This window comes from Kitasatospora sp. NPDC018058 (assembly GCF_044327205.1).
In the GTDB taxonomy this organism is placed as follows: Bacteria; Actinomycetota; Actinomycetes; order Streptomycetales; family Streptomycetaceae; genus Kitasatospora.
Genome location: NZ_JBIRFA010000020.1, coordinates 64,032 through 88,943 on the forward strand (window position 1 = coordinate 64,032; position 24,912 = coordinate 88,943).

Below are 24,912 nucleotides of genomic sequence, written 5' to 3' on the forward strand. Positions count from 1 at the left end.
GTGCGGCTTCGGACAGGATCTTTCCCGTGAACACCACCGCAACCCGCACCCGCCGCGCGGCCGTCGCCGTCGCCACCGCAGTCCTCGCCGGCCTCGCCCTGCCCACCGCGGCGAACGCCGACTCCGGCCGCAACGCCGGCGAGGCCGAGCCCGTGCCCGCCCGCTACGCCCGCCAGGTGCTCGACTGGCAGCCCTGCGCGGGGCAGCCGGCGCTCGAGTGCGCCACCATGGCCGCACCACGCGACTGGCACCACCCCGGTGTCGGGGCCGACCTCTCCATCGCCGTCTCCCGGCACCGGGCCGCCGACCCGGCGCACCGGAAGGGGACGCTGATGGAGGCGGCCGGCGGCCCGGGCGGGCAGGGCCTGCTGCGGCCGATGGACCTGGCCCAAGGCGCCCCCGCGGTGGCCGCCGCGTACGACATCGTCAGCTTCGACCAGCGCGGCGTCGGCCGCAGCACCCACGCCCAGTGTCAGAGCCCGGAGGACTTCCAGGAGTTCCTGGCCGGGGACTACCGCGACCAGTCCCCCGAAGCTATCGACCGGGTCATCGCCAACTCGCGAAAGCTGGTCGCGAGTTGCGAGGAGCACAGCGGGGACTTGCTGCCCTACCTGACCACCGAGCAGACCGTCCGCGACATGGACCTGTACCGCTCGCTGCTCGGCGAGAAGAAGATCAGCTACTACGGCGTCTCCTACGCGACCATGATCGGCGCCTACTACGGGACGCTCTTCCCGCACCGGGTCGAACGGATGGTGCTGGACAGCAACATCGGCTTCGAGGGCAGCTGGGAGCACTTCGAGACGGGCCAGCCGATGAGCTTCCAGCGCCGGTTCGAAGAGGACTTCCTGCCCTGGATGGCGGCCCGGGACGCCACTTACCACTGGGGTTCGACCCCGGGGGAGGTCAAGGCGCACTGGGAGCAGCGCCGCGCCGCCCTGCACGACCGGCCCATCACCGACGGCTCGCTGACGCTCGGCCCGAACCAGCTGGACAACGGCACGATCAACGCGATCTACAGCGAGAAGGCCTTCCCGGTCCTCGCCCGCGCCCTGACCGCCCTGGACGACTGGCAGAGCGCCGATCCCGCCGCCAAGCAGACGGCCCGCCAGCTGTTCGGCCAGTACCTGAGTCCGGAGTTCCTCGCCGAGTACTTCTCGGTCACCTGTGGCGACACCCCGTGGACCAGGGACCTGGACACCTGGATCGAGCGCGGCGCGGAGAACACCGCCCGGTACCCGCTGCTCGGCGCCCGTACGCTGGCCTTCAGCGCGGTCTGCGCGTCCTGGCCGACCGACCCGGCGCCGAAGGTCAAGGTCACCGGCGCCCACCTGCCGCCGGTGCTGATGCTCAACTCGCTGCACGACCCGGCCACGTACTACGAGGCGGCGCTCGGCGCCCACCGCGCGCTGCGCGGCTCGAAGCTGGTCACCGTCACCGGGAACGGCAACCACGGCCAGTACCCGGGGTCCGACCCCTGCGTCACGAACACCGTCGAGCGCTACCTGCTGGACGGCCAGGCGCCCGAGCACGACCTCACCTGCCCGGTCCCGCAAGCGGGTTGATCCGTCGAGCGCTCAACTCCGGGAGCCTGCCCGGAGCTTGGTCCGAAGCCAGGCGGCGGCGACGGCCAGCCCGGCGAAACCGCCGACGGCCAGCTTGATCCCGGCCTTGGCGACGATCCAGCCGACTCCGGGAACGGCCCAGCCCAGCCAGTGGAACATCGCCAGCAGCACCCCGCAGCCGCAGACGGCGGCCAGCACGGTGGCTCCCACGGCGGCGGCCCGCGACAACTCGCGCGGGCCGTCGCAGGCCGTGACGTCCGAAGTGGCGGCCCCGGCAGCGCCGTTGACCGACTCACCCGCCATGCCGCCGTTGACCATGTCGTTCGCACCCCCATCACCCATGCGGCCGATGATACGTCCTCGGGCCGCAGGGCACAGGCCCCGGACAGTGAGCGCGGACACCGGGTTCGGAGCGTAGGGTCCGGAGCGCAGGGCCCGGAGCTCGGGCCTTCGGAACGAGGCGGAACTCAGCGGAAGGAGTGGTGGGTGTCCCCGAGGTGCTCGCCGGTCTCGTCGTCCGGGAAGCTGACGGCCATGGTGACCCGGTACTCGTGGACGTCGTCGCGGTGCCCCGGCACCCGGGCCCAGGCCAGCGAGTGCACCTCGGCATCCGGAGCCTGGCGGCACCAGGCGGCCGCCTCCTCCAGAGCGCGGGCGGCCGAACGGCCGGTGCACACCACCGCGGTGTAGGCGGCGACCGCGACGTCCCCGCCGGCGGTACGGCCGGACCGCGACACCGCCCGGACGACGGCGGCGGCCTGGGTCAGGTCACGGGCCAGGTCGTCCACCACCCGAGGGGGCGCCGGCAGGACGACGGCTCCCCCGGCGACGGTCTCCGGCAGGTTCGCACTCACGACTTCGGCCTCCATCCGCATGGTCACGCGGCACAGCATGCCGGACAGGATTTCCTGGCATGCCCACTTTCACCTGAACGTCATCCTTCCAGGGCCGAGTTAGGGACGCCCCCTGGTGCCGATCGGTCCGTCCTGCTAGGGGTCGCCGGGTCCGGCGCCGAACATCACGGCAGGTCAGAGTGGTCGGCCGCGGGCGCCGCCGGGGAGCCCGACATGACGCCCACGCACCACCCCCGCGCTTCGAACGCCGCCCCGACCGCCGGGGCGCCCGGACCCCAATGGTCGGGCCTCCGGTCAACTCGCCTCAGCCGCACGGCAGATCAGTCGTGCGGCGATATCCGACACGAAGGTTCGAACCCGATCGACCCTCGCTGAGGTGCCACGTTCACCCCTCGGTGAACGCCGGTCCGCCACCCGGCCATCCTGTTCCTGTCAGATCGTCGTGATACTAATCGTCGCGGCGACGGGTGCCGTCGGCCGGCGGGCGGGCACGATGACGATGGCTCAGCCGTTCCGGGATGGTCCGGACGGCGACGGGGAGGGGCAGCAGATGGTGGCGAGGTTCGGCAGCGCCCAGGGAGGGCGGAAGGTACGGCTCGGCAAGCGGGTCACGGGGACGGCGGCGGCGCTCGCCGCGCTGGCCGCGCTGACCGGCTCTCAGGTGTCGGGCCTCGGGCTCGCCCCGGCCGCCGCAGACCCCAACCCGGCGCAGGGCAGCACCACCGCGCAGGGCACCGACGGGTTCGGCGCCCCCACCTCCCCGATCGGCGACCCGACCGCCGCCGCCCCCGGCAACGGCCGCCCGGTCGACGGCGGTGGCACCGTCCAACTGCCCCAGCCGCCCGGCGCGCTGTCCGGCCTGCCCTCGGCCGGCCCGTTCACGGCCACCGGGGCCTCGCTGCCCGCCACCGTCCTCGCCGCCTACCAGCAGGCGGAGGCCTCGCTCGCGCAGCGCACGCCCGGCTGCCACCTGCCGTGGCAGCTGCTGGCGGCGATCGGCCAGGTCGAGTCCGGCCAGGCCAACGGCGGCCAGGTGGATGCGGCGGGCACCACCCTGACGCCGATCCTCGGCCCGGCGCTGGACGGCAACGGCTTCGCCGCGATACCCGACACCGACGGCGGTCGCTACGACGGCGACTCACGCTGGGACCGCGCCGTCGGCCCGATGCAGTTCATCCCGTCCACCTGGGCCTCCTGGGGCGTGGACGCCAACGGCGACGGCAAGGCCGACCCGAACAACATCTTCGACGCCGCCGAGACCGCAGCCCGCTACCTGTGCGCCGGCGGCCGCGACCTGTCCGACCCGGCCCAGCTCGACCGGGCGATCCTCAGCTACAACGACTCCACCGAGTACCTGCGGACGGTCCGCAACTGGATGGCCCACTACGGCAGCGGCCTGGTGACCACCGTCCCGGACCGCCCCGGCAGTTCGACCGTGCCGGACACGCTGCCCACGCCGTACCTCCCGCCGACCGACACCAGGGGCGGCGGCACCACCGGCGGCAGCACGACGGGTACCGGCACCACCACGAGCCCGACGCCGAGCGCCCAGCCGACCACGCCCGCCCCCGGGCCGCAGCCGACCACACCTGCGGTGACGCCGACTCAGACGACATCCCCGCAGCCGACCACCACCCCGACGCCCAGCGGCTCACCGTCGCCCTCCGCGAGCACCTCGGCCACCCCGACCGGCACCCCGTCCCCGACGGCCACCCCCACGGGTACGCCGACCGGCACCCCGACGGGTACGCCCACCTCCTGCCCGAGCCCGACGGCCACCGCGACGCCGGCCGGCACCGCCACGCCGACCGGCACCCCGTCCCCGACGGCGACCCCGAGCGGTACGCCGACCGGCACGCCCACGGCCACGCCGTCCGGCTCGCCCACCACCCCAGGCTGCCCGACCCCCACGCCGACCGGCACCCCGAGCACCACTCCGAGCGGAGCCCCGAGCACCACCCCGTCCGCCGGGCCGAGCAGCACGCCGAGCGCCTCGCTCTCGCCCTCGGCGGCCCCGACGAAGCGCTAACGCGGCCCGTCGGACCACCCCCGGGGGGGGGGGGGGGGCCCCCCCCCCCCGGGCCCCCCCCCCGGGGCCCCCCCCCCGCGCCCCCGGGGGCGGGGGGGGCCCCCCCACCCCCCCCCCCCCCCGCCCCCCCCCCGGCCCCCCGCGCCCCCCCCCGCGGCCCCCCCCCCCGCGCCCCCCGCCCCCCGCCCCCCCCCCCCCCCCCCCCCCCCGGGCCCCCCCCCCCCCCCCCCCCCGCGCCGTTTCCCGACCGGCCGTCTCCCGGTGTCCGGGCGGCACCCCTACTCCCCCGCCGGCCGCCCCGCCCGGTGCTCCCGCCAGCGGCCGAGCATGCCGTGCAGCTCGTCGATCATGAACTCGAAGAAGGCCGCGCTCTCCGCCAGCCGCTCCCCCGCGACCGTGCCCGCGCCGACGGTAGCCTCGCCCTCCTTCAGCACCCGGATCCAGCGCAGCAGGATCTCGTCCCGCCGGGTCAGGGACTCGAACCAGACGTCGTTGAGCACCCGGTAGCGGTCGCGCCGCGAGCCGGGTTCGCGCTCCTTGGCGACCAGGCCGACCTGGATCAGGTAGCGCATCGCGCCGGAGACGGCGGCCGGGCTGATCTGCAGGCGTTCGGAGAGTTCGGCGGAGGTCAGCACGCCGCTCTCCTCGGCCATCAGGCAGGAGAAGATCCGGGAGGGCATCCGGCCCATGCCCGCGACCACCAGCTCGGCCGCGAACCGCTCGACGAAGTCCGACACGGCCCGGTCGTCACACCCCTGCTCCGGCTCCCGTTCCACGGCCGTCCCCTTTCCAGTGATCATCCGCCCCCCCTGCTCGAACTTTAACGCCTTCCCAATATTCACGTTTTTCTGAAACTACGGTAGCTTCAGAAGCATGACCAAGGCCATCATCCTGTCCGGCCTGCGCAAGACCTTCGGCCGGACCACCGCGCTGGACGGCCTCGACCTCACCGTCGAGACCGGCGAGGTCCACGGCTTCCTGGGGCCCAACGGCGCCGGGAAGTCCACCACCGTACGTGTTCTCCTCGGCCTGCTGCGGGCGGACGGCGGCACCGCCCGGCTGCTCGGCAAGGACCCGTGGAGCAACGCCGTCGAGCTGCACCGCCGCCTCGCCTACGTCCCCGGGGACGTCGAGCTCTGGCCCAACCTCACCGGCGGCGAGGCCATCGACCTGCTCTCCCGACTGCGCGGCCGGCACGACCGGCGCCGCCGCGACGAGCTGATCGAGCGCTTCGACCTCGACCCGACCAAGAAGGGCCGCAGCTACTCCAAGGGCAACCGGCAGAAGGTCGCCATCGTCGCCGCGCTCGCCTCCGACGCCGAACTGCTGCTGCTGGACGAGCCGACCTCGGGCCTGGACCCACTGAAGGAGGTGGTCTTCCAGGACGTCGTCCGGCAGGCCAAGGAACAGGGCCGGACCGTCCTGCTCTCCAGCCACATCCTGGACGAGGTGGAGAAGCTCGGCGACCGGGTCAGCATCATCCGGCAGGGCCGCGTGGTGCAGACCGGCACCCTCGGCGAACTGCGCCACCTCACCCGCACCACCGTCGAGGCCGAGACCAGCCGCCCGGTGACCGGACTGGACGCCCTGGACGGCGTGCACGCCCTGCGCACCGACGGGCTGCGCGTCCACTTCGCCGTCGACGGCGCCCAACTCGACGCCGCGGTAAGGAAACTGAGCGAGGCCGGGCTGCGCAGCCTGGTCAGCCACCCGCCCACGCTGGAGGAGCTCATGCTGCGCCACTACGGCGACGAGCTGGCCGCCAACGGGCACCGCCTCGACGGCGAGGCCGCGCGATGACCACCACCGCCGCACCCACCGCCCGCCGCGCCCAACCGGGCCGCGCCGCGGAGCGCACCGCCCTGGCCGGTACCACCACCCTGCTGCGCTTCGCCGTGCGCCGGGACCGGGTCCGGCTGCCCGTCTGGGTGCTCGGCCTCGGGCTGCTCACCATCGCGACCGCCAACAGCGTCCACACCGTCTACCCCACGGCCGCCGACCGCGCCTCGATCGCCCACGGCTCCGACAACCCGGCCCTGCTCGCCATGACCGGCCCGGCCCACTACCTGACCGACTACACCTGGGGCGCCATGCTCGGTCACCGGATGCTCGGCCTGCTGGCCGTGCTCGCCGGTCTGATGAGCGTCCTGACCGTCACCCGGCACACCCGCGCGGAGGAGGAGAGCGGCCGCGCCGAACTGATCCGCTCCGCCGCCGTCGGCCGCCACGCCCAGCTCGCCGCGGCACTGGCCACCGCCGCCGTCGCCGACCTGGCGCTCGCACTGCTGCTCACCGTCGGCCTGCCCGGCCTCGGCGTCCCCGGCCTGACCACCGGCGGCGCGCTGCTCTACGGCGTCGCGACCGCCGTCGGCGGGCTGCTGTTCGCTGCGGTGGCCGCCGTCACCGTCCAGGTCACCGCGCACACCCGGACCGCCTCCGGGCTGGCCCTGTCCGTCCTCGGCGCCGCCTACGCGCTGCGCGCCGCCGGGGACGCCGCGGAGAACGGAGTCTCCTGGGCCTCCCCGATCGGCTGGCTGCAGCGCAGCTACCCCTTCGTCGACGACCGCTGGTGGCCACTGCTGCCCGCGCTCGCGCTGACCGCCGCCACCGCGGCCGCCGGGTTCCTGCTGAGCACCCGCCGCGACCACGGCGCCGGGCTGCGCGCCACCCGCCCAGGCCCGGCCACCGGCAGCCCGCTCCTGGGCACCCCGCTCGGCCTGGCGCTGCGCCTGCACCGCGGCCTGGTCGGCGGCTTCGCGGTCGCCCTGCTGCTGCTCGGTGCGATGTACGGCTCACTGCTCGGCGACGCCGACTCGATGCTCAAGGACGTCGACCAGATCAGGGAGGCGCTGGCCCGGCTCGGCGGCCGCACCCTCGCCGACTCCTTCGCCGCGCTGACGATGCTGGTCGTCGCGGTGGTGGGCGGGGTCTACGCCGTCCTCGCGACGCTGCGCCCGCGCGCCGAGGAGAGCGCCGGACGGGCCGTGCCGGTGCTGGCCACCGGGGTGTCGCGGTCCGGCTGGCTGGGTGGACACCTGGCGGCGGCGCTGCTGGGCTCCACCGCCGTGATGCTCGCCGCCGGCGTCGGGTACGGCCTGTCCGGGGCACTGTCCACCGGCGACGCGGGCGTGTTCCTGCGGCTGACCGGCGCGGCCCTGGCCTTCGCTCCCGCCCTGTGGGTGACGGTCGGTTTCGCCGCCGTCGTCTACGGCTGGCTGCCCAGGGCCATGCCGCTGGCCTGGATCGTCCCGGCCTACGCGTTCGTGATCGGCTACCTGGGCCCGCTGCTGAAGCTCCCCTCGGGCCTGGACCGGCTCTCCCCCTTCGGCCAGGTGCCCCGGCTTCCGGCGGCCGGGATGGACTGGACGCCGCTGGCCGTGCTCACCCTGGTCGCGGCCGCGCTGATCGCCCTGGCCCTGGCCGGGTTCCGGCGCCGGGACGTCGAGTGACGCCCCGGACGCCGGGACCGGACCGGCTCAGAGGTGCTTGACCAGCTCCGGCATCAGGTCCTGGAAGGTGCGTCCGTTGGCCGGCTGGCCGATCGCGGCCATCTGCCAACCGCCCGGCGTGCGCTGCACCTTGGCCATGATCTGCGCGGTGTACGGGCCGCCGCCGGTGAGGGTGTAACGGGCCAGCTCGACGCCGGTGGTCTCGTCCACCAGCCGACAGAAGGCCGCCTCGACCTCCTGGAAGGTCTGCCCGGTGAAGGAGTTGACGGTGAAGACGATCTGGTCGACCTCGGCCGCGATCCTGGTGAGGTCGACCGTGATCGACTCGTCGTCGGTCGCGTCGCCCGCGCCGCCGACCAGGTTGTCACCGCTGTGCCGGACCGAGCCGTCGTTGCTGGTGAGGTGCTGGAAGAAGACCACGTCCAGCGCCCGCCCCTGGGAGAACAGCACCGCCGAGGCGTCCAGGTCGATCTCCCGCCCGGCGGAGAGCAGCTTGGCCAGGAAGCCCTTGCGCTCCACGGCCTTCCAGCCCAGGCCCATCCGGACCAGGCTCAACTGCCCACCGCCCGGCTTCTCCAGGCTGATCTTCTGCCCCTTGGCCAGCGAAACGGTCATCGCGCCCTCCTCGTTCCTGCCGCCGTCCGTGCCGCGAATCTATCGCACCCCGGGGAAACCTCTGATCATCGGACGGCGCACTTCGAGGACCCCTACCCAGCAGTCCTCCGGCCCGCACTTCCGGTGGTACTCCGCACACTGAGGGATCCGTCGGTCGGACGTCCGGCGCAGCCGTGAAACGGGACCGAACGGGCCGACGGCGCACCCGTCTCGGCAGCGACGCCACAGCGGCCACCGGGCCGATCACCATGCGGTTCTCCATGCCCCACCGGCATGTTGACGCCCACTCGGGTTCGCGTACGGCCCCAGGTGGATCAGGCGTCGCCGTCCAGCAGGTGCTGGCGCACCTCCTGGAAACTCCAGGCCCCGCCGGCCGGCCGGGAGAACACCCACACCAGGTCGAACCGGTCCGGCCAGGTGCCCGGCACGCCGCTGCCGGACGCACCGAGCGCCTCGACGATCCGCGGGATCCGGGAGTGCTCCCAGCAGATCAGCACCGGCTGGGTACCGGCGAGCGCGGCGCCGGCCAGCTCGGACTCCTGGGACTCGGCGTACGTGGTGTCCACGGTGAGCCCGAGCTTGGCGGCCAGCGGCGTGACGGTCTGGCGCATCCGGTGCGCCCCCGCCATCGGCCCCTGGTCGGTGGCGGCGAAGATCCGGGCCGGGGTGCGCAGGCCGGTCGCGGGTGGGGCGAACAGGGTGGGCAGCGCCTTGGCGCGGTCCCAGCCGCGCTGGGTGAGCGACTTGCCGTCCTGCTTGCCGTTCTCGTCCAGGCCGGGCAGGGTGCCGTCGGGCTTCTCGCCGTGCCGGATGATCATCACGAAGGCCGCTCCGCCCGGATCACTGGCCTTGGCCACCGGACCGTTCTTGTCGGCCTTGTTCTTCTTCCCCGAGGAGGAGCAGCCCGCCAGCACCAGCGGGGCGGCCGTCAGCAGACCGCTGAGCAGCACGCGGCGGGAGGTCACGACCGTCACTCGGCGCCCCGCTCCAGCCGCACCAGCGCGTCGATCGCGACGGCCGCACCGCCGCCCGTGCCGCCGTCCTTGTGGCCGGGCTCGGCGCCGACCGTGCGGTGCACGCGCTCGGCGCGCACCGTGCGCAGGCCGTGGTCGGCGAGGTCGGCGAGGACGTCGTCCGGGGTGAACAGGACGGCCGGGTCCTGCGGTCCGCCGACGCCCTCGGTGAGGTTGCTCAGGTCGTGCCCGACCACCAGCAGGGTGCCGCCGGGGGCGAGCGCGTCGGCGGCGCGGCGCAGCGCGGTCCGGCGGTCCGCGGCGGGCAGTTGGAGGTAGGCGACCAGGACGAGGTCGTAGCCGGCGGCGGGGGCCTCAAAGCTTCGGGCGTCGCCGTGACGCCAGGTGAGGTGGTCGGCGACCTCGTCCGGCAGGTCGGCGGTGAGCCGTTCGGCGCGTTCCAGGACGACGGCGGAGAAGTCCAGGCCGGTCACCTCCCACCCCTGGGCGGCCAGCCAGATGGCGTTGCGGCCCTCGCCGGCGGCCAGGTCCAGGGCGTGACCGGGGGTGTGTCCGGTCAGTTCGCGGACCACCCACTGGTTGGGCGCGGCGCCCCAGACCAGTTCGCTCGCGGCGTAGCGGTCGTCCCAGCCCTGACTGTCCATGGCGCTCCTCCGTTCGACGGCCTGCTCGGTACCGGTCAACCTACCGGTCCACCACCCCGCGTCGCCCTGCGCGGGCCGGACGGTCCAGCGGGCGGACACAGTTGACGGCGGATACCGGCCCCGTCCAGTCCCGCCGGGGGTGCCGCACTCGGGCAGGCCGCTGGTCGCCGGTGTGGCCGCCGGAACGCGAGTGGCCCGCGCGGATCCCACGCGGGCCACTCGCCGTGCCCGGAGGATCAGCGCGGCACCGGGTCCGCCCGCCCCGTGCGGCGTTCCGGTCCCGGTCGTGCACGGTGCTGCAGGACAGGCATGTCCAGCGGCGGACGTTCAGTGGTTCGGGGCCGTCGCGGTGTCTGCAGGCGGAGCAGATCCGATCCCGATACCTCGGCCGAGGGCCACCCCCGACAATCCAGGCGCGATCATCCGATGATCACCTACCCGGATTCCCGGTGGACGGCGTGGTCGGAGGGGCTCCGAACCCTTTGTCAACCCTTGAGGTTGAGCGAGGGGAAGAGGTCCTCGAACGGCTGCGTGGTGACCGAGACGCTTCTGGCGAACGGATCGTCGAAGTCCCAGATCATGAACAGCAGGAAGGCGATCAGGGCGCTGAAGCAGGCCGCCAGGATCAACTCCCTTCGCGTGCGCCGGATCTGCAGCGCGAACAGCATGCCGATGGTCACCACGGCGCCGCCGATCAGACCGAACCAGACCACGGCCGGCATGCCCGGTCCGGCGTTCTGGCCGCGCTGGTTGCGGGCGTCGGAGGCCTGGCTGATCCGGTCCATGATCGGCTGGTAGGCCTGGGACTCCAGATCCGAGGCCGGCGGCCGGGTGGCCACGTCGTTCTGGAGCTTTTCCAGCAGCTCGGCGCCCTTGTCGGTGATCTCACCGTGCTTGGCCATGTGGTCCCACTCGACGTTGACCACGTACGTGACGTACGCGTCCACGTCGGCCCGGACCTGGTCGCGGAACTCGGCCGGGTAGACCACCGCCCGGTCGCTCACCTCCCGCAGCGACTGCGCCTCGCGGAACAGGTCGTCCTGAGCGGCGCCGCGCGCCTCCCAGACACCCGCGATGGCGAGACCGAGGACGATCGCGTAGACCACGCCGATCATCATCGTGATGTACTCGATGACGTCGGGCGTCTCGTCGACGTTCTTCTCGGTGCCCACCCGACGGTGCCTCAGCAGCACCACCGCCACGACGACGGCACAGGCCGCCGCCATGGCGATGGCCAGCACCACCCACTCGGACATGGGAACTCCCTTCTCTGGCTTGGATTGTGACGTGAACGGGGAACTCGGGAAGTCGGCCGACTCGGGGACCGGCGGCCGTGCGGTCGCGGGCCCAGGGGTGCCCGGGGGGTCCTGGGGGCCCGGGGGGCCTGAGGCGGGACGCCGTCAGGACTGGGAACGACCTCGGCCCTGGTTGCCACGACCCGGGCGCAGGGCTGCGGCCGCCAGCACGGCGGGGACGGTGACCAGCAACATCGTGGTGGTCGCCGGGGCGCTTTGATGGTGCCGCGCGACGGGCTGCGGCTGGGTCGGCCGGGCGTGGAACACCGGCGGCCGTGCCACCGGACTCGGGTGCACCGGGCTCGGCGGCGCGGCCGGCGGGGGCGGCTGGGGGGCGGGGGCGGCCGCGTGGGTGGGCGCGGGCGCCGCCGGGGGCGGTGCGGCCGGTGCGGCCGGTGCGGGGGCCGGGCGCGGCGGAGGCGTGGACGACGGGGGTGGGGTGGGCGCCGGGGTCGGGCTGGACAACGGCGGGGTCGGCGTGGGAGTCGGCGTCGGCGTGTGCGTCGGTGAAGGATTCGGGGTGGGCGTAGGCGTCGGGGTGGGCGTCGGAGTCGGGGTGGGCGTCGGAGTCGGGCTCGGGCAGGGGTGCGGGTGGTGATGGTGGTGGTGCCCGTCGTGGTCGCCGCGACCGTCCTGCTCGTCGTGGTCGCCCTGCTCGTCGCCCGGCCGCCCCGCTTGGTACCGGAGGTCGGTCGGCGCCGAGGGCGAGAACGGGGGTGCCACCGGGAACGGGCCGGCCTGGTGCGGGTGGCACGGGTGGTGCCCGTGCGGCGGCTTGGGCTCGTGGTGCAAGGCGCCGGGGGCGACGGTCACACCGACCTGAACGTCCACGTCCACTCCGACGTCCACGCTCCCGCCCGGGCCGACCGACACCGACACGTCCGTCTCACTGCACACGCAGGTGTCGACCACCAGACCGTGCGGGTGTCCGCCCGGTCGCTCGGCCCCGGAGGCGGCGGCGCCGCTGACCAGCGCGCACATCGCCACCACGCCGACCGCCGCGCCGACCAGTCGTACCCGCCGCGCGGGGGTAGCAGTCCCACCGCCGGGCAGCGGTATCCGTCGGAACTGCCGACGCTGCGGCATGGGCTCCACACACCTCTCGGGTCGACTGGGTGGACGGCACGGGCTCGGCTGATCAGCCACGACGAAACAGGCGGAAGCGGTCACGTCCGAATCGGGAAACCGATCGGGTACGACCAGGTACTTCCGAACACGATCAGGCGGACGGCCCGCCGCAGCGGGCGGGCCGTCCGCCATGAGGTCAAACGATCTTCACGTCGGCGGGTTACGGCCCGCACTCACCGTTCCTCGCGCTCAGTGGCGACGGTGCGCGATCTCGACGTTCTCCAGGACGCCGACCGCGTCCGGCACCAGGATCGCGCACGAGTAGTAGGCGCTGACCAGGTAGGAGATGATCGCCTTCTCGTCGATGCCCATGAAGCGGACCGACAGCGCGGGCTGGTACTCGTCCGGGAGGCCGGTCTGGTGGAGGCCGATGACGCCCTGGTTGTCCTCACCGGTACGGATCACCAGGATCGAGCTGGTGTTCTCCTTGGTGATCGGGATCTTGCTGCACGGCAGGATCGGCACACCGCGCCAGGCCGGCACCTGCTGCCCGCCGAGGTCGACATGGTGCGGGTAGATGCCCCGGGCGTTGAACTCGCGGCCGATCGCGGCGATGGTGCGCGGGTGGGCCAGCAGGTAGTCGGGGTCGCGGCGGCGGTTGAGCAGCTCGTCCAGGTCGTCCGGGGTGGGCGGGCCGGAGTGGGTCTGGATGCGCTGGTCGAAGTCGGCATTGTTGAGCAGACCGAACTCCGGGTTGTTGATCATCTCGTGCTCCTGGCGCTCGCGCAGGGCCTCGATGGTCAGTCGGAGCTGGTGCTCGATCTGGTTCATCGGCTGGTTGTACAGGTCCGCGACGCGGGTGTGGACCTTGAGGATGGTCTGGGCGACGCTCAGCTCGTACTCACGCGGCTTGAGCTCGTAGTCCACGAAGGCGCCGGGGAGTTCGTACTCTCCGTGGTGGCCGGCCGACATGGCGATCTCGGCCTCGCCGCGCTCGTTCTGGGCCTGCAGCGGCAGGGCCAGGAAGGACTCCAGGTGCTCCTGGAGGCTCGGCGCGTTGTCCCGGATGCGGGCGAAGTCGTCCCGGCTCAGGGTCAGCGCGACACCGGAGGTGGCGGACTTCGCGGTGTACTCCCAGACGGCGTCCGCGTTCAGCAGCGCGTCGTCGCCGAAGCGGTCGCCGTCACCGGCCACGCCGACCACGGTCTCGTCGCCGTACTTGCCGGTGCCGATCTTGTTGATCTTGCCGTGCGCGATCAGGAAGATCTTGTCGGCCGCCTCGCCCTGGGTGGTGAGGACCTCGCCGGGGCCGAAGTCGACCTGCTGGCAGCGGTCGGCGAGGGCGGTCAGCACGTCCTCGTCCTCGTAGCCGCGCAGCAGGGCGAGCTCGCCCAGCTCGGCCGGGATCACGCGGACCTGGGAGCCGGTCTTGATGAACTCCACCACGCCATTGCCGACGGTGTAGGTGAGCCGTCGGTTCACCCGGTACGCACCACCGTGAGCCTCGACCCACGGGAGCACCTTGAGCAGCCAGCGGGAGGTGATCTCCTGCATCTGCGGTGCGGACTTGGTCGTGGTGGCAAGGTTGCGGGCAGCCGCCGTCGCAAGGCTCTGCTGCCGGTCCTGCTGTGTCTCCGGGCTCGTGTCCACGGGCATCGGCAGGGGTCTCCATTCGTGTGGTCGGATCACGCGGCCAGGGCCGTACCGCACCTACCTGGACACGCAAACCATGACGGACCATCAGATCCGCTTACTGGTAGGGAAGTTGGTGGGGCGTCGGGAGAGCGCCGCCGTCTCGCGGCGGCCCATCCGGAACCCTAGATCACCAGAACCCGACCAGGCCCGTACGGCGACCGACTACCCCCCGATAGGGTGAATCTCCCCCCATCCACCCCGCAGCGCCCCACCGACCGCAGGAACATCCGGTCCCACCTGTGATCCCCGCGCCACCGAAGCCCTTCCCCCCTTGCCCGACCTCGCCGCCCACCCGCCCTCACCCGCTCGTCGACCGCGGCGTGGAGCCCGTACGGCATCAGCGCGCCGGGGAATTCGGCGGGGTCGTCGGGGCCGCTCGGCATCCATGGGTAGATGCGCCGATCCGCGCACCGCGGTCCGTCGGCGCGAAGGGCCCGCCAGGTGCCGGACGGGGGTGGCCGGCACCTGACGGGGGCACGGGGGGATGCGCAGAGGGGGGGTGCGCCGGGAGAGGTGGTTCGACTGGCGGTGGGTCAGGCGCAGGCGACCTGGGTGCCCGGGACGCCGATGATGCCCGAGGTGTTGGCCTCACCACTCTTGTACTCGTAGTACAGGTAGGAGTAGAAGTCGATCCTGGTCGCCGCGCCGCAGGCCGAGTCGGGGGCGATGGTGTACGTGATCGTGAAGGTGCTGCTGGCGCCGGGGGCGAGCGGCACGTTGTAGCGGGCGATACCGCCGTGGACGTTGTCGCTGCAGCCGTTGGCCTGGGTGCCGCAGGCCGTGGCGGTGAACTTGAGGTCCTTCTCCAGGCTGGTGTCGTAGGTCTGCTGGACGCTCTGGTAGACGAACTGGATCGGTGTGTCGTACGGGTTGGTGAGCGTCATGGTGAGCGTGAACTCACCGCCCCGCACGGTCGTCTGACGGTCGGAGACCGCTGTGACGGGCAGCGGGCTGTCGGCCCGGGCCGGCGCGGCGGAGAGGAGCAGACCGACGGCGACGGCCGGACACGCGGCCAACGCCGCCCGGCTCAGATGTGTTCTGCGCATGCCCAAGGAGCGTAGGCGGCGGTACCGCTTCGGTTGCCGTCCTCGGTCCGAAGCCGTACCGACGCAGGAGCGGCGAGCGGACGCCCGGGACCGGTCGAACGGCGAAAGGGCCCGGCGGACGGTCCGGGGGTCCTATGCTTCGCCCCTCACCCCGCCCTCAGGTCGGCGGCGGCAGGATGTCGCAGAGCGCGGCGAGCGCCGCCGGGTAGGCGTGGTCGGGTGGGGTGGCGTAGCCGACGACCAGGCCGTCCGTCGTCGGCATGGCCTCGGGGGTGACGGCCGGGTGGCGGTAGTCGGCGAGGCCGTCGAGGGCGAGGCCGCGGTAGGTGGCGGCCTTGAGCACCGAACGCTCGGTGCCCGGCTCCAGGCGCAGCACCGCGTGCAGGCCGGCCGCGATGCCGGAGACCTCGATGTGCGGGGCGTTCGCGGCGAGCGCGGCCACCAGCTGGTCCCGGCGGTCGCGGTAGCGGCGCCGCATCCGGCGGACGTGGCGGTCGTAGCCGCCGGAGTCGATGAACTCGGCGAGGGTCAGCTGGTCCAAGGCGCTGGCCCAGCCCTCGCGTTCGCCCTTGACCGCGAGCACCCGGTCGACCAGGTGGTCCGGCACGACCATCCAGCCGAGGCGCAGCGCGGGGCTGAGGCTCTTGCTGGTGCTGCCGAGGTAGAACACCCGCTCGGGATCGAGCCCCTGGACGGCGCCGACCGGTTGGCGGTCGTAGCGGAACTCGCCGTCGTAGTCGTCCTCCAGGACGAGCCCGCCGTGTCCGCGCGCCCAGTCGATGACGCCGGCGCGGCGGCCGGCGTGCAGCGGCCCGCCGGTCGGGAACTGGTGGGCGGGGGTGAGCAGGACCGTACGGACGTCCGGCCGGTGTGCCAACTCACCGACCCGGGCGCCGTGTTCGTCGATCGGCAGCGGAACGGCGGTGACCCCGGCGGCGGCCAGCAGCCCGCGGTGGAAGCCCAGCCCGTACGCCTCGACGGCCAGCGGCCCCTGTTCGGCGGGCGGCAGGGCGGGTGCCGCACCGTCGAAGAGCAGTCGCAGCGCGTGTGCGAAGCCGGAGCAGATGACGATCCGGTCGGGGTCGGTGCGCACCCCGCGGGCGCGGGCGAGGTAGTCGGCGAGGACGGTGCGCAGTTCGCGCCTGCCGTGCGGATCGCCGGGCCCGAAGGCCTCGTTGGGCGCGACGGTCAGGGCCCGGCGGGCGGCGGCCAGCCAGGCGGTCCGGGGGAACGAGGCGGCGTCGGGCTGGCCCTGGCGCAGGTCGTGCACCGGCCCGGGCCGCGCCGAGGGGCGGCGGGCCCGGGTGGACGGGACGGGCGCGGCGCGTTCGGCGACGGTGGTCCCGGAGCCCTGGCGGGCGGTCAGCCAGCCCTCGGCGACGAGCTCGGCGTAGGCCTCGGCGGCGGTGTTGCGGGCCAGGCCGAGGTCGGCGGCCAGGGTCCGGTAGGGCGGCAGCCGGGTGCCGGGCGCGAGTCTGCCGTTGCGGATCGCCTCGCGCAGCGCGGCCATCAGCGCGGCGCGGCGCCCGCCGGTGGCGGGCAGGTCGAGGTGCAGGTCGCTGCCGGTCGGGTGGGCCGGCTCGGTAGGGTGCGCGCCCGGCGTTTCCGTCATGCTTCCGCACCCTACCGGCCGCCCCTGCGTGCTCCGGCGGGCGGTCAGCCCTGGCGGTACTGGTTCGGCTGGCCGTAGTCGCCGTACGGGTTGGGCCGGCCGGGCTGGCCGTACGGGTTCGGCTGCTGGTACTGGCCGTACGGGTTCGGCTGGTTGGGCTGCCCGTAGGGGTTGGGCTGCTGGTACTGGCCGTAGGGGTTCGGCTGGCCGTAGCCACCGGGCAGGGCTTGGACCTGGGGGACGGGCTGCGGGGCGGGCTGGGCCGTGGCCTGCGGGGCGGGCTGCGGGAAGGCCTGCGGCGTGCCCTGCTGCGCGCCCGGACGGAAGAGCCCGTCGAAGGCCTGGTAGAGCCGCGGCCCGATCTCGCCCGGCGCGGTGAAGTGGACGAGCGAGTGGTCCGGCTTGCGTACGGTGGCGCGCAGCCCGCCCTCCGGGTCGATCTGCTGGTACTCGATGCCCCCGGTCCCGAGGATCCAGTCTCCCAGGCTGGTGCCCCGCTTCTCCCCCTTCTCCCCCTTCTCCCCCGTCTTCTCCGGCTCGACATGGAACGCGCCGTCCTCGAATCGCAGCGTGACGCTGCCGCCCGGCTCGGCCTGGACCCCCGCGATCTCGATCATGAGTGCGGAGGATAGCCGCCCGGCCGAGCCCGTTCCGCACCGGCTGCCGCTGCCGCTCCGGCGCGAGGGCGGGTCCGACGGTTCGCGCCCGGCGGGATTGTCGGACCCGCCCTACGGCACGACGGTCACGGGCCAACGCCCCGCCTTGACCAGCCGGACGGCCACCGAGCCGATCACCTTGTGCCCGGCCTGTTCGGAGACGCCGACCACGACGGCGTCGGCGCGCAGCTCGTCGGCGAGCTTGGCCAGGCCGGTGTACGGGTCACCGCGCATGGTCAGGAAGCGCCAGTCCACCTTCCACACCTCGCGGACCCGCTGCTCGGCCTCGCGCAGCGCGGCCAGCAGTCCGTCGGCGATCTCCTGGGTGGTCTCCTCCACCGCGGCCCCGGCCAGGGCGGTCGCGGCGCCGAGTATCGGCTGGATGTAGGCCACCGCGAGGACGGCCCCCTGGCGGCGGGCCAGTCCGGCGGCGTAGGCGGTGGCGCGCCAGGAGGAATCGGAGCCGTCCAGGCCCGCCAGGATCACCTTGGGCCCGTCGGTCCCCAGCTCGAAGCCGGCGGGCACGGCCGCCACCTCGTGGTCCTCGTCGCCGACGGCGCCGGTGTCGGCCGCATCACTCTCGTTGCTCATGGACGGAAGGCTATGCCCGCCACCGAGGGTGAGCGCAGGGGGCGCTCCGGTACGCCGGGGCGGGGTCCACCCCGCTCCCCGACCCGCAGAAGCCGATGGTCCTCGGCGGGCCGGGCGGCTGACCGGACGTCAGGCGGCGGATCGGGGCGGGATCGGCAGCGGGACGGCGGGCAGGCCGTCGATGCTGGTGGCGACGAGCGGCTTGCGCTCGCAGTAGGCGCTGAACTCGGCCTCGTCCTTGCGGTCGAAGTACTGGGCGTGCAGGTCGCGGTCGGCGCGGTAGTCCATGAACGGGACCGCGTAGCCGCAGGAGTCGCTGACCCGGTCGGCCTTCACCAGGACGATCGCGCGCAGGCCGGAGCCGTCCGCAGCGGGGTCGAAGTGGCCCAGCAGTTCGGCGAAGCGCGGGTCGTCGCGGAAGACGGGTTCGCCCCGGCCGTGCACCCGCACCACGGTGGGCGGGCCCTCGAAGGCGCACCACATCAGGGTGATCCGGCCGTTCTCCCGCAGGTGGGCGGCGGTCTCGGCCTGCGATCCGCCGAAGTCCAGGTAGGCGAGGGTGAGTTCGTCGATCACCGCGAGGGTGCCGGCGCGGCCCTTGGGCGAGAGGTTGACATGGCCGTCGGCGGCCAGCGGCGCGGTCGCCACGAAGTAGACGGGCTGACGTTCGATGAACTGCCGCAGCCGGCCGTCGATGGATTCGTACTGCTTTCCCATGTGCGCAATTGTGCCCGCATCTCGGCCCGCGAGAAAGGAAAATCCGTCCCATGAGACGGTGACCCGTCGCCCCGGGCCCGCCTAGGATGGCCGGTGCACCCACCACCCGCCTGGCCGAGCACGGGAGTTGAGATGGTCCAGGACACTCTTCCGGCGGCCGGGTACACCATAGCCGTCGGCGCGCCCGCCGCCCCGCTGCGCCGGTACGTCCTCGACTACCGCGGCTACCGGATGGTGCTGGACCGCCCACGCCGAAGGCTGGAGGTGCCGACGGACGTGGTCACTCTGGCGCTCGCCTTCGAGGGCACCATGCGGCTCAGCGACGCCGTCGCGCCGACGGCGGGCGTCCACCTCGGCTCGATCGCGGCCGGGCTGCGCCGGACCGCCACCATCGCCGAACACGCCGGTGTGCTGTACGGGTTGTCGGTCTCACTCACCCCGCAGGGCGCCTTCCGGGCGTTCGGGCCGGTGGCCGGGGAGCTCGGCGGGCAGTGGGCCGAGGCCGGGGACGTGCTGGGCCCCGGCTGCGCACGCTGGTCGGGCGGCTGGCCGACGCCCCGGGCTGGCGGGCCCGATTCGCCCTGCTGGACGGGTACTTCACCGCCCTGTTCGCCTACGGTCCGGCCTGGGAACCGTGCGTCACCTGGGCCTGGCACCAGCTCCGGTGCTCCCACGGCCTGGTGCCGATCCGCACCCTGATCGACGGCAGCGGGTGGAGCCGCCGCCGGCTGGAGCTGCGCTTCCGCGAGCACCTCGGGCTGGCGCCCAAACAGGCCGCCGGCATCCTGCGGCTGCAGCGGACGCTGCGGCTGCTCACCACACCGGACGGTCACCCGGCCGGCGCCGACCTGGCCGCGCTCTGCGGCTACTACGACCAGTCACACCTGGACCGCACCTTCCGCGGCATGGTCGGCTGCTCACCACGCGAGTTCCTGGCCTCCAGGCGCTCGGCCGCCGCGCTGCCCGAGCCCGCCGACCGGGTCGTCGGTCGGGTCACCAGCGCGGTGCTGAACGCCGGTTGAGCTCCGCCGCGGAACGTCGCTCGAGCGTCGCTGCGCATTTGTACAAGACGCGCAGCCGCCCCGCCCGGCACCCTCGGAAGGCCCGGCCGGTACGAGGGGACCGGCCGGTCACGGGCGCACGAGCGGGGCTCGCTCCACACCGGCACCAGAGGCAGTGGTGCCGGCAGGGTCAACGCTTCATATAGACGCTGTCCATGAAGTCGATGATCTGCTGATCCGTCAGTCGGTGGCCCTTGCGGTGGCCCATCGCCAGGTCGGCCTCACTGATCATGCCGACCAGCCGTTCGCCGTCGATCACCGGGATGCGGCGGATCTGGTGCTGCTCCATCTTCTTCAGCACCGTGTCCATGCTGTCGTCGGCGCGCACGCAGTGCAGGTGCCCGGCCAGCTCCATCGCCGTCATGGTGGCCGGGTCCTTGCCCTCGGCGAGACAGCGCACCACGATGTCACGGTCGGTGATGATTCCGTGCAGCTTCTGGTCGTCGCCGCAGATCGGCAGCGCTCCCACGTTCTTGTCGCGCATCATCCGCGCGGCCTCGTCCAGCGTCTGTTGGGCGCCGATGCACTGGGCGCCGGTGTGCATGATGTCTCGGGCAGTGGTCACGGGGACTCCTTCGTCGGTACTACCCCCCGACAGCCCTCCCCCTGGCAGGTCGACACCAGTGATCGCGGTGTGACCGTGCCATCACCATAGGCAACACCGCTCCCACCCGCGACCGCGAGCGCCGACGCCGCAGCCCCGATACCGAAATGCCGATACTGAAAGCGTGACGACGGAAACCACCGGAACCGTCGACGAGGCCGTACGCGCCCGGCCCGCGACCGCGCTGCGCCCGTACGTGGGCTGGTACTCCGGCTACCGGCAGCGCGGCCTCGCCCCCGCCGTGCACCGCGGCCTGCCCTCCCCGTACCTGACCTTCATCCTCACCCTGGACGAACCGCTGGTGATCGCCGGGCACCCCGATCCCGCGCAGCCGCCCGGCAGTTACCCGACCCTGCTCGGCGGACTGCACACCTCCCCCGCGCTGATCACCCACGAGGGCGCCCAGTCCGGCGTGCAGATCGCCGTGCACCCGCTGGCCGCCCGGGCGCTGTTCGGGTTGCCCGCCGGGGAGTTGGCCGGGATCGACCTCCCCGCCGAGGAGGTGCTCGGGCGGCTCGGGCCGCGGCTGCGGGAGCGGGTGCAGGCCGCGGGCGGCTGGGAGGAGCGGTTCGCCGTGCTGGACCGGGCGCTGCTGCGGGCCGCCCGGCCGTCCGGGCGGGTGCCGCCGGAGGTGGGCTGGGCTTGGCGGGCGCTGCGGCGCAGTGGCGGCGCGCTGCCGGTGGCGGAGCTGGCCCGGGAGACCGGCTGGAGCGCCCGGCACCTCCAGGAGCGGTTCCGCCGGGAGACCGGGCTCACCCCCAAGGCCGCCGCCCGGGTGATCCGCTTCGACCGGGCCCGGCGCCTGCTCGCCGCCGGCTCCCCACCGCCCCGGCTGGTGGAACTGGCCGTCCGCTGCGGCTACTTCGACCAGGCACACCTGGCGCGCGAGTTCCGCGCGCTGGCCGGGGCGGCGCCGAGCGCCTGGCTGGCGATGGAAGGGCCGGAGGAGGCGAAGTTCCGAAACGTCCAAGGCGGGGCGGTCGGGGCTGCCACAGAGTGGGAGGCCTGAGCGCCCCCACCGGGTGGGCGCCCCTACCGGAGGAGAGAGCCATGGACCCTGAGAGCCCCGCCCCGCAGGTCTGGCCCACCCTGCGCGCCACCGACGCCCGGGGACTGATCCGCTTCCTGGCGGACGCCTTCGGCTTCCAGGAGGTGGTCAGCTACGGCGAGGGCGATTTCGTCTCCCACGCCGAGCTGGCCTGGCCGGAGGGCGGCGGCGTGATGCTCGGCTCCGACCGCGGGACCCCCGAGGGCGGCCGGCACCGGCCCGCCCGCCCGGGCACCTCCACCGCGTACGTGGTCACCGCCGACCCGGACCGCGTGCACGCCCGCGCCGCGGCCGCCGGCGCCCGGATCACCACCGCGTTGCACGAGACCGACTACGGCTCGCGTGACTTCGCCGCCGCCGACCCGGAAGGCAACCACTGGTACTTCGGCACCTATCCGGGCGCACCGCGACCCGCCGCCCCGCAGGGTGTTCGTGATGGAGGCCCCGGGCAGTGAAAGCCACGAGCGGCAGGTCCCACGGCGGGGCAGACTGGCTGCGGGGGCCACCCGCAGGACGCTTCGGAGACGGCCCATGCCGCAGATGACGGTGGACGGGCGCACCCTCGCCCTCTCCCACCTCGACAAGGTGTACTACCCGCGCACCGGCACCCTCAAGGGCGAGGTGCTGCGCTACTACGCCGCCGTGCACACCGCCCTGCTCCCCCACCTTCGCGACCGCCCGGTCTCCTTCCTACGCTGCCCGGACGGCGTCGAGGCGGAGCTGTTCGTCGCCAAGAACCCGCCGCCCGGCACCCCGGACTGGGTACGCACGGTGGAGGTGCCCAGCAGCAGCGGCGACCTGCGCCAGGTCGTGCTGGAGGACGGCGCGGCGCTGCTGTCGGTCGCCAACCTGGGCTGCCTGGAGCTGCACGTCCCGCAGTGGCACGCGACCGCGCCCGGCCTGGCCGACCGGCTGGTCCTGGACCTCGACCCGGGCGAGGGCGCGGACGTGCTGACCTGCCGGGCGGTCGCGCTGCTGCTGCGCGAACGGCTGGCGGCGGACGGCCTGACGGCCTGGGTGAAGACCTCCGGCTCCAAGGGCCTGCACCTGCTGGTCCCGATCGAGCCCACCCCCAGCGCCGGGGTCTGCGCGTACGCGAAGACGATGGCCGCCGCCCTGGAGGCCGAGCACCCGGAGCTGGTGGTGCACACCATGGCCAAGGCGCGGCGCCGGGGCCGGGTACTGGTCGACTGGTCGCAGAACAACGCCAAGAAGACCACCGCCGCGCCGTACACCCTGCGGGCCCGGCCGCTGCCGACGGTCTCCGCCCCGCTCTCCTGGGCCGAGCTGGAACGGGCGCGCGGCGTGGACGACCTGACCTTCACCCTCGCCGCCGTCCCCAGGCGGCTGGCGGCCCGGGGCGACCTGTTCGCGCCGTTGCTGGACCCGGACGAGGCCCGGGCCCTGCCGGGCGCGCCGGCGTCACCGCCGCAGCGGTCCGAACCCGCACGGCCCGAGCCCGCGCAGTCGCAACCCGCGCAGCCGAAACCGCCCGAACAGCCCCGCCAGGTGCTGCGCCCGCCCGTCGAGGTGATGCGCCCCGTCGCCGTCACCGCCGTCCCGCTCACCGACGCGCTGGGCGGGGGCGGGGTGCAGTACGAACTGAAGCTGGACGGCTTCCGCTGCGTCGCCTTCGCCCGCGGCGACCGCCCCGCCTTCCTCCAGTCCCGCTCCGGCCGCGACCTCGCACCGGAGTTCCCGCCGATCGCCGCCGCCGTCGCGCGACTGCCCGAGGGGCTGGTGCTGGACGCCGAACTGGTCGCCTGGCGGTCGGGCCGGTTCGCCTTCGAGGAGCTGCTGCACACCCGCCGGGCCAGGGCCGCCGCCCCGGACGTCGCCCTCGGGCTGATCGCCTTCGACCTGCTCGCCCTGCCCGGCCGCGACGTCCGCCGCCTCCCGCTCACCGACCGGCGCCGCCTGCTGCTCGCCGCCCTGGCCGACGTCCCGCCGCCGATCCAGCCGGTGATGGCCACCACCGACCGGACGGAGGCGCTGGAGTGGATGACCCAGCTCGCCGACATCGGCGTGGAGGGCCTGGTCTGCAAGGCCTCCGGCTCCCCCTACCGCCCGCGCGGCGCGGGCCGCACCTGGGTCAAGTACCGCCGCGGCGACACCGTGGACGCCACCGTCCACGCCCTCACCGGCCCGGCCGGCCGCCCCCACGCGCTGGTGGTCCGACTCGACGACGACAGAGTCCTGTTGACCACACCCCGGCTCACCCCCGTGCAGGCCCGCGAGATCGCCCACGCCGCCGCCGCGTTCCTCGGCCCGCCCTCGACCGACCCCGACCACGGCCTGGTCCACCCCCTCACCACCCCGCTGCGCGCCGAGATCACCCTCACCGGCCGCCCGCCCACCGCCACCTTCGTCCGCCTGCGCGGGGACTAGCGAAGACCGATCGACACAACCATCAGGCAAGGGAGTCGGCTCCTCAGAGCCTGCCCGGCCGAGGCCGGCGGCGTCTTCCAGAGCGTCTTCGCCCCGGTCTGACCGGGCGTCTCACGTCCGGTGGTGCTTCGCCGTCGCGTGGACGAACTCGGTGACCAGCGCGTCGTTGAAGACCGGCAGGTCCCCCGGCTTGCGGCTGGTCACCAGCACGCAGGGGCCGTCGTGGCAGACGTGCACCTCCTCGTCCACCCACTGGGCGCCCGCGTTCACCAGGTCGGTGCGCAGGCTGGGCCAGGAGGTGAGGGTGCGGCCGCGGACGGCGTCGGCCTCGATCAGGGTCCAGGCCGCGTGGCAGATCGCCGCGACCGGGCGGCCGGAGGCGCAACAGCCGTGCACGAAGGCGACCGCCGCCCGGTCCAGCCGGAGCCGGTCCGGGTTGGCGACGCCGCCGGGCAGGACCAGCCCGTCGTAGTCGGCCGGGTCCGCACCGGCGACGAGGGCGTCCACCGCGAAGGTGTCACCGAGGGCGCGGTGCCGGACGGCCTGGACCCGCCCCGGGGAGGTGGAGAGCAGGCGCGGGGTGCCTCCGGACTCGGCGACAGCCTGCCAGGGCGAGGTCAGTTCGTCCTGCTCGGCACCGTACGGGGCGACCAGGAAGGCGATCGTCCGGCCGGTCAGGGTGGTGGACGGCCAGCCCATGGTTCAGCGCGGACAGGGAGCGGTCAGGTCCTCGGCGGCAGGCGGGGCTGAACTGAGCCGGGCCCGCGGGCAGTCGAGGTGGACGGCGAGGTCCAGGTGGTCGATCCGGGCGACCAGCCCGGCCGGGACCAGTACCCGGGTGCCCGGCACCCAGGACGAGGCGTCGACCATCAGATGGTCCCCGGCGTCCTGCTCGATCCGGCCGAGCGGGCCGTCGGTGGCGTGCACCTCGTACCCGACCAGGCTGAGATCGGCGGCGGGATGGGAGCCCGGGCGGTACTCCCACAGGTCAGTGCCCATCA

Annotated in this window: 27 protein-coding genes and 1 pseudogene; 10 read left to right on the plus strand and 18 right to left on the minus strand. The window is 73.8% G+C overall.

The annotated features are described in order from the left end of the window. Positions 1–26: 26 nt before the first annotated feature. Positions 27–1,565, plus strand: a complete 1,539-nt coding sequence (locus tag ACH4E7_RS26945) for an alpha/beta hydrolase (RefSeq protein WP_396251625.1) — start codon at positions 27–29, stop codon at positions 1,563–1,565. A 12-nt stretch (positions 1,566–1,577) separates the two neighbouring features. Here the strand turns inward: ACH4E7_RS26945 and ACH4E7_RS26950 are convergent, their stop codons facing one another. Both ACH4E7_RS26950 and ACH4E7_RS26955 read right to left on the minus strand, forming a co-directional pair. Then, the gene (locus tag ACH4E7_RS26950; protein WP_396251626.1) at positions 1,578–1,907 is read right to left on the minus strand and encodes a hypothetical protein; all 330 of its coding nucleotides are present in this window, start codon (positions 1,905–1,907) and stop codon (positions 1,578–1,580) included. 125 nt (positions 1,908–2,032) lie between these two features. Beyond that, entirely contained in the window at positions 2,033–2,419 is a 387-nt protein-coding gene (locus tag ACH4E7_RS26955; protein ID WP_396251627.1) for a hypothetical protein, read from the minus strand. A 493-nt stretch (positions 2,420–2,912) separates the two neighbouring features. Between ACH4E7_RS26955 and ACH4E7_RS26960 the strand changes: the two genes are divergently transcribed. Continuing rightward, on the plus strand, positions 2,913–4,448 hold the full coding sequence (locus ACH4E7_RS26960; protein WP_396251628.1) for a lytic transglycosylase domain-containing protein: 1,536 nt from the start codon (positions 2,913–2,915) through the stop codon (positions 4,446–4,448). Positions 4,449–4,726: 278 nt separating this feature from the next. On the opposite strand, the gene ACH4E7_RS26965 is transcribed toward ACH4E7_RS26960, so the two are convergent. Next, complete coding sequence (locus ACH4E7_RS26965) at positions 4,727–5,248, minus strand: GbsR/MarR family transcriptional regulator (RefSeq protein ID WP_396251629.1); 522 nt, start codon at positions 5,246–5,248, stop codon at positions 4,727–4,729. Between the two features lie 73 nt (positions 5,249–5,321). Here ACH4E7_RS26965 and ACH4E7_RS26970 point away from each other — a divergent pair, with 73 nt between their 5' ends. After that, the gene (locus tag ACH4E7_RS26970) at positions 5,322–6,248 is read left to right on the plus strand and encodes an ABC transporter ATP-binding protein (protein WP_396251630.1); all 927 of its coding nucleotides are present in this window, start codon (positions 5,322–5,324) and stop codon (positions 6,246–6,248) included. After that, on the plus strand, positions 6,245–7,897 hold the full coding sequence (locus ACH4E7_RS26975) for an ABC transporter permease (RefSeq protein WP_396251631.1): 1,653 nt from the start codon (positions 6,245–6,247) through the stop codon (positions 7,895–7,897). Before ACH4E7_RS26970 ends, ACH4E7_RS26975 begins: the two co-directional genes overlap by 4 nt. Positions 7,898–7,924: 27 nt before the next feature. Here ACH4E7_RS26975 and ACH4E7_RS26980 read toward each other — a convergent pair whose 3' ends face one another. The 12 genes from ACH4E7_RS26980 to ACH4E7_RS27035 form a co-directional block, all read right to left on the minus strand. Next, positions 7,925–8,512 carry a TerD family protein gene (locus tag ACH4E7_RS26980; protein WP_396251632.1) on the minus strand — a complete coding sequence of 196 codons (588 nt, stop codon included), beginning with the start codon at positions 8,510–8,512 and terminating at the stop codon, positions 7,925–7,927. Between the two features lie 314 nt (positions 8,513–8,826). Then, a complete protein-coding gene (locus tag ACH4E7_RS26985; protein WP_396251633.1) occupies positions 8,827–9,477 on the minus strand; it encodes a hypothetical protein in 651 nt (216 codons plus the stop codon). A 5-nt stretch (positions 9,478–9,482) separates the two neighbouring features. Next, a complete protein-coding gene (locus ACH4E7_RS26990) occupies positions 9,483–10,130 on the minus strand; it encodes a class I SAM-dependent methyltransferase (RefSeq protein WP_396251634.1) in 648 nt (215 codons plus the stop codon). A gap of 40 nt (positions 10,131–10,170) precedes the next feature. After that, on the minus strand, positions 10,171–10,539 hold the full coding sequence (locus ACH4E7_RS26995) for a zinc ribbon domain-containing protein (RefSeq protein ID WP_396251708.1): 369 nt from the start codon (positions 10,537–10,539) through the stop codon (positions 10,171–10,173). 76 nt (positions 10,540–10,615) lie between these two features. Next, on the minus strand, positions 10,616–11,386 hold the full coding sequence (locus ACH4E7_RS27000; protein ID WP_396251635.1) for a hypothetical protein: 771 nt from the start codon (positions 11,384–11,386) through the stop codon (positions 10,616–10,618). A gap of 144 nt (positions 11,387–11,530) precedes the next feature. Continuing rightward, complete coding sequence (locus ACH4E7_RS27005) at positions 11,531–12,511, minus strand: hypothetical protein (RefSeq protein ID WP_396251636.1); 981 nt, start codon at positions 12,509–12,511, stop codon at positions 11,531–11,533. A 231-nt stretch (positions 12,512–12,742) separates the two neighbouring features. Then, the gene (locus ACH4E7_RS27010; RefSeq protein ID WP_396251637.1) at positions 12,743–14,149 is read right to left on the minus strand and encodes a family 2B encapsulin nanocompartment shell protein; all 1,407 of its coding nucleotides are present in this window, start codon (positions 14,147–14,149) and stop codon (positions 12,743–12,745) included. Between the two features lie 572 nt (positions 14,150–14,721). Continuing rightward, a complete protein-coding gene (locus ACH4E7_RS27015; protein WP_396251638.1) occupies positions 14,722–15,234 on the minus strand; it encodes a hypothetical protein in 513 nt (170 codons plus the stop codon). A gap of 157 nt (positions 15,235–15,391) precedes the next feature. Then, the gene (locus ACH4E7_RS27020) at positions 15,392–16,846 is read right to left on the minus strand and encodes a PLP-dependent aminotransferase family protein (protein ID WP_396251639.1); all 1,455 of its coding nucleotides are present in this window, start codon (positions 16,844–16,846) and stop codon (positions 15,392–15,394) included. A 44-nt stretch (positions 16,847–16,890) separates the two neighbouring features. After that, positions 16,891–17,463: a hypothetical protein gene (locus ACH4E7_RS27025; protein WP_396251640.1), complete on the minus strand. Its 573-nt coding sequence runs from the start codon at positions 17,461–17,463 to the stop codon at positions 16,891–16,893. Positions 17,464–17,574: 111 nt separating this feature from the next. Beyond that, a complete protein-coding gene (locus ACH4E7_RS27030) occupies positions 17,575–18,093 on the minus strand; it encodes a universal stress protein (protein WP_396251641.1) in 519 nt (172 codons plus the stop codon). 129 nt (positions 18,094–18,222) lie between these two features. After that, positions 18,223–18,810 carry a pyridoxamine 5'-phosphate oxidase family protein gene (locus tag ACH4E7_RS27035; protein ID WP_396251642.1) on the minus strand — a complete coding sequence of 196 codons (588 nt, stop codon included), beginning with the start codon at positions 18,808–18,810 and terminating at the stop codon, positions 18,223–18,225. Positions 18,811–18,942: 132 nt separating this feature from the next. Between ACH4E7_RS27035 and ACH4E7_RS27040 the strand changes: the two genes are divergently transcribed. Next, positions 18,943–19,509, plus strand: a complete 567-nt coding sequence (locus ACH4E7_RS27040) for a hypothetical protein (RefSeq protein ID WP_396251643.1) — start codon at positions 18,943–18,945, stop codon at positions 19,507–19,509. Beyond that, a complete protein-coding gene (locus ACH4E7_RS27045) occupies positions 19,491–19,832 on the plus strand; it encodes a helix-turn-helix domain-containing protein (RefSeq protein WP_396251644.1) in 342 nt (113 codons plus the stop codon). The genes ACH4E7_RS27040 and ACH4E7_RS27045 overlap by 19 nt, the downstream gene beginning before the upstream one ends. A 169-nt stretch (positions 19,833–20,001) precedes the next feature. Here ACH4E7_RS27045 and ACH4E7_RS27050 read toward each other — a convergent pair whose 3' ends face one another. Continuing rightward, entirely contained in the window at positions 20,002–20,436 is a 435-nt protein-coding gene (locus tag ACH4E7_RS27050; protein ID WP_396251645.1) for a CBS domain-containing protein, read from the minus strand. Positions 20,437–20,599: 163 nt separating this feature from the next. Between ACH4E7_RS27050 and ACH4E7_RS27055 the strand changes: the two genes are divergently transcribed. From ACH4E7_RS27055 to ACH4E7_RS27070, 4 genes and pseudogenes are all read left to right on the plus strand, one after another. After that, positions 20,600–21,484, plus strand: a complete 885-nt coding sequence (locus tag ACH4E7_RS27055; RefSeq protein ID WP_396251646.1) for a helix-turn-helix domain-containing protein — start codon at positions 20,600–20,602, stop codon at positions 21,482–21,484. 41 nt (positions 21,485–21,525) lie between these two features. Further along, the gene (locus tag ACH4E7_RS27060) at positions 21,526–21,978 is read left to right on the plus strand and encodes a VOC family protein (RefSeq protein WP_396251647.1); all 453 of its coding nucleotides are present in this window, start codon (positions 21,526–21,528) and stop codon (positions 21,976–21,978) included. A 76-nt stretch (positions 21,979–22,054) separates the two neighbouring features. Next, positions 22,055–22,939 (plus strand): annotated as a pseudogene (gene ligD / locus ACH4E7_RS27065) (non-homologous end-joining DNA ligase); the annotation flags it as partial. A gap of 117 nt (positions 22,940–23,056) precedes the next feature. Next, positions 23,057–23,911, plus strand: a complete 855-nt coding sequence (locus tag ACH4E7_RS27070; RefSeq protein WP_396251709.1) for a DNA ligase — start codon at positions 23,057–23,059, stop codon at positions 23,909–23,911. Between the two features lie 111 nt (positions 23,912–24,022). Here ACH4E7_RS27070 and ACH4E7_RS27075 read toward each other — a convergent pair whose 3' ends face one another. After that, positions 24,023–24,610, minus strand: a complete 588-nt coding sequence (locus ACH4E7_RS27075; protein ID WP_396251648.1) for a type 1 glutamine amidotransferase domain-containing protein — start codon at positions 24,608–24,610, stop codon at positions 24,023–24,025. A 3-nt stretch (positions 24,611–24,613) separates the two neighbouring features. Beyond that, positions 24,614–24,910 (minus strand): PRC-barrel domain containing protein, encoded by a 297-nt coding sequence (locus ACH4E7_RS27080; protein WP_396251649.1) that lies wholly within the window; start codon positions 24,908–24,910, stop codon positions 24,614–24,616. Positions 24,911–24,912: the final 2 nt, after the last annotated feature.

Coding starts and splice junctions, on each gene's coding strand:
- ACH4E7_RS26950 (WP_396251626.1), bottom strand. CDS start 1,907: ATGGGTGATGGGGGTGCGAACGACATGGTCAACGGCGGCATGGCGGGT.
- ACH4E7_RS26960 (WP_396251628.1), top strand. CDS start 2,913: ATGACGATGGCTCAGCCGTTCCGGGATGGTCCGGACGGCGACGGGGAG.
- ACH4E7_RS26965 (WP_396251629.1), bottom strand. CDS start 5,248: ATGATCACTGGAAAGGGGACGGCCGTGGAACGGGAGCCGGAGCAGGGG.
- ACH4E7_RS26970 (WP_396251630.1), top strand. CDS start 5,322: ATGACCAAGGCCATCATCCTGTCCGGCCTGCGCAAGACCTTCGGCCGG.
- ACH4E7_RS26975 (WP_396251631.1), top strand. CDS start 6,245: ATGACCACCACCGCCGCACCCACCGCCCGCCGCGCCCAACCGGGCCGC.
- ACH4E7_RS26980 (WP_396251632.1), bottom strand. CDS start 8,512: ATGACCGTTTCGCTGGCCAAGGGGCAGAAGATCAGCCTGGAGAAGCCG.
- ACH4E7_RS26990 (WP_396251634.1), bottom strand. CDS start 10,130: ATGGACAGTCAGGGCTGGGACGACCGCTACGCCGCGAGCGAACTGGTC.
- ACH4E7_RS27000 (WP_396251635.1), bottom strand. CDS start 11,386: ATGTCCGAGTGGGTGGTGCTGGCCATCGCCATGGCGGCGGCCTGTGCC.
- ACH4E7_RS27005 (WP_396251636.1), bottom strand. CDS start 12,511: ATGCCGCAGCGTCGGCAGTTCCGACGGATACCGCTGCCCGGCGGTGGG.
- ACH4E7_RS27010 (WP_396251637.1), bottom strand. CDS start 14,149: ATGCCCGTGGACACGAGCCCGGAGACACAGCAGGACCGGCAGCAGAGC.
- ACH4E7_RS27015 (WP_396251638.1), bottom strand. CDS start 15,234: ATGCGCAGAACACATCTGAGCCGGGCGGCGTTGGCCGCGTGTCCGGCC.
- ACH4E7_RS27020 (WP_396251639.1), bottom strand. CDS start 16,846: ATGACGGAAACGCCGGGCGCGCACCCTACCGAGCCGGCCCACCCGACC.
- ACH4E7_RS27025 (WP_396251640.1), bottom strand. CDS start 17,463: ATGATCGAGATCGCGGGGGTCCAGGCCGAGCCGGGCGGCAGCGTCACG.
- ACH4E7_RS27030 (WP_396251641.1), bottom strand. CDS start 18,093: ATGAGCAACGAGAGTGATGCGGCCGACACCGGCGCCGTCGGCGACGAG.
- ACH4E7_RS27035 (WP_396251642.1), bottom strand. CDS start 18,810: ATGGGAAAGCAGTACGAATCCATCGACGGCCGGCTGCGGCAGTTCATC.
- ACH4E7_RS27040 (WP_396251643.1), top strand. CDS start 18,943: ATGGTCCAGGACACTCTTCCGGCGGCCGGGTACACCATAGCCGTCGGC.
- ACH4E7_RS27060 (WP_396251647.1), top strand. CDS start 21,526: ATGGACCCTGAGAGCCCCGCCCCGCAGGTCTGGCCCACCCTGCGCGCC.
- ACH4E7_RS27070 (WP_396251709.1), top strand. CDS start 23,057: ATGCGCCCCGTCGCCGTCACCGCCGTCCCGCTCACCGACGCGCTGGGC.
- ACH4E7_RS27075 (WP_396251648.1), bottom strand. CDS start 24,610: ATGGGCTGGCCGTCCACCACCCTGACCGGCCGGACGATCGCCTTCCTG.
- ACH4E7_RS27080 (WP_396251649.1), bottom strand. CDS start 24,910: ATGGGCACTGACCTGTGGGAGTACCGCCCGGGCTCCCATCCCGCCGCC.